Source organism: Burkholderia sp. Cy-637, from assembly GCF_011753175.1.
Classification (GTDB): Bacteria; Pseudomonadota; Gammaproteobacteria; order Burkholderiales; family Burkholderiaceae; genus Burkholderia; species Burkholderia gladioli.
Window position 1 is genome coordinate 1 of the sequence record NZ_VWWC01000344.1, and the last position, 2,420, is coordinate 2,420.

Genomic DNA, 2,420 nt, shown 5'->3' on the forward strand with positions numbered 1-2,420 from the left:
GCCCCCAGGGCGCGCCGGCCGCGAACGCCCGCCCGCCAGCCAAGCCGGGCAAGCCCGGCAAGCCGCCCCGGCGCGGCGGCTCGCGCCTCGAACGCTTCGCCGACGCGCGCCTGTTCGGCAGCCTGCCGGTGATCGTGCTGCTCTCGCTGTTCTCGGCCGGCGCGCTGTTCTTCGTCTTCACGGTGCCGCTGTCCAACGGCCAGCAACTGATCTTCGCGGCCTGCTGCTTCGCGGCCGCGCTGCTGTTCCGCCGCATCGAAGGCCATTACGCCACGCTGGTGATGATGATGCTGTCGGTGATCGCCACCGGCCGCTACATGGTCTGGCGCCTGACCGAGACCACCTACTGGTCGCATCCGCTCGACGCGGCCTGGGGCCTGCTGCTGGTGGCCGCCGAGGTGTACGCGGCGCTGATCCTGCTGCTGGGCTATTTCCAGACCGCCTGGCCGCTCAAGCGCAAGCCGCGTCCGCTGCCGGCCTCGCGCGCCGACTGGCCCACCGTCGACGTGTTCATCCCCACCTACAACGAGCCGCTGTCGGTGGTGAAGCCCACCATCTACGCCGCGCTCGCGCTCGACTACCCGCCCGAGAAGCTGACCATCCACGTGCTCGACGACGGCCGCCGCCCCGAGTTCAAGGCCTTCTGCGAGGAAGTGGGCGTGAACTGGACGATCCGCGCCCACAACCGCCACGCCAAGGCCGGCAACATCAACGAGGCGCTGAAGATCACCCACGGCGAGTTCTTCGCGGTGTTCGACTGCGATCACATCCCGACCCGCTCGTTCCTGCAGATCTGCCTGGGCTGGTTCCTGCACGACAAGAAGCTGTCGATGCTGCAGACGCCCCACCACTTCTTCTCGGCCGACCCGTTCGAGCGCAATCTCGGCACCTTCCGCAAGGTGCCCAACGAGGGCGAGCTGTTCTACGGGCTGGTGCAGGACGGCAACGACCTGTGGAACGCCACCTTCTTCTGCGGCTCCTGCGCGGTGCTGCGCCGAACCATGGTGGAGGAGATCGGCGGCATCGCGGTGGAGACCGTCACCGAGGACGCCCACACGGCGCTCAAGCTGCACCGGCTCGGCTACACCACCGCCTACCTGGCGATCCCGATGGCCGCGGGGCTGGCCACCGAGAGCCTGTCCGGCCACATCGGCCAGCGCATCCGCTGGGCGCGCGGCATGACGCAGATCTTCCGCATCGACAATCCGCTGATGGGCCGCGGCCTGTCGATCGCGCAGCGGCTCTGCTACCTGAACGGGATGATGCACTTCTTCTACGGCATCCCGCGCCTGGTGTTCCTGACCGCGCCGCTCTCGTTCCTGTTCTTCGGCGCCCACGTGATCCAGGCCTCGGCGGTGACCATCGCGCTGTTCGCGATGCCCCACATGCTGCACGCCAACGCCACCAACTCGCGCATGCAGAGCCAGTTCCGCCATTCGTTCTGGGCCGAGGTCTACGAATCGGTGCTGGCCTCCTACATCACGCCGCCCACCCTGCTGGCCCTGATCAATCCGAAGCTCGGCAAGTTCAACGTGACGGCCAAGGGCGGCATGATCGAGCAGAAGTATTTCGACTGGGCCATCTCGCGGCCCTACCTGCTGCTGCTGATCCTGAACCTGCTGGGCTTCCTGATCGGCCTCTGGCACATCCACACGCACTGGAGCGTGCGCAGCGAGGTGTACACCACCATCCTCAACCTCGGCTGGACCACCTACAACATGCTGATCCTCGGCGCCAGCGTGGCCGCCGCGGCCGAGCAGAAGCAGGTGCGCGCGGTGCATCGGGTGGCGATGAAGATGCCGGTGATGCTGCGCTTCGGCACCGGCCGCACGCTCGCCTGCGAGACCATCGACTACTCCGAGGGCGGCGTGGGCGTGGCCCTGCCGCAGAACATCTCGGTGCCGCTGCACGAGCGCGTGACGGTCTCGCTGTTCCGCGGCGACGAGGAATACGCGTTCCGCGCGATCGTCAGCTTCTCGGCGCCGGGCCGTGCCGGCCTGCGCTTCGTCGAGATGACCAAGGACCAGGAATTCAATTTCGTGAAGACCACCTTCGCGCGCGCCGACGCGTGGACCGGCTGGGCCGAGGGCAGGAAGCCCGACGCGCCGCTGCGTGCGCTCGGCAGCGTGCTGTCGGCCGGCGCCCGCGGCATCTGGAATCTCTTCGAACACCTCTATGCGGACTTGCGCACCTGGAAACGGCGCTCGGGCCGCTGAACCGGATCACGGACTGCGACGGCAGATGAAGAAAGGAATCGCCATGACACGCCCTCGAGCGGGCGAAGGCGGCAGCGCGCGCGTTGCGGCCTCGCATGACGGCGCGCGCGCGCCGCATTTCGGCCGCGGCTCAGCCGCGCACACGGCCGGCCATCGCGCCGACGAGCACGCGCGGAAGCGGGCCGGCAACGCGTCCTGCGCCAC

At 68.4% G+C, this 2,420-nt stretch carries 1 protein-coding gene; it reads left to right on the forward strand.

Annotated elements, in window-relative coordinates:
* Positions 1-2,216 (forward strand): UDP-forming cellulose synthase catalytic subunit (gene bcsA, locus F3J10_RS35295; RefSeq protein WP_240155806.1); only part of this gene is annotated, 2,216 nt, incomplete at its 5' end.
* Positions 2,217-2,420: the final 204 nt, after the last annotated feature.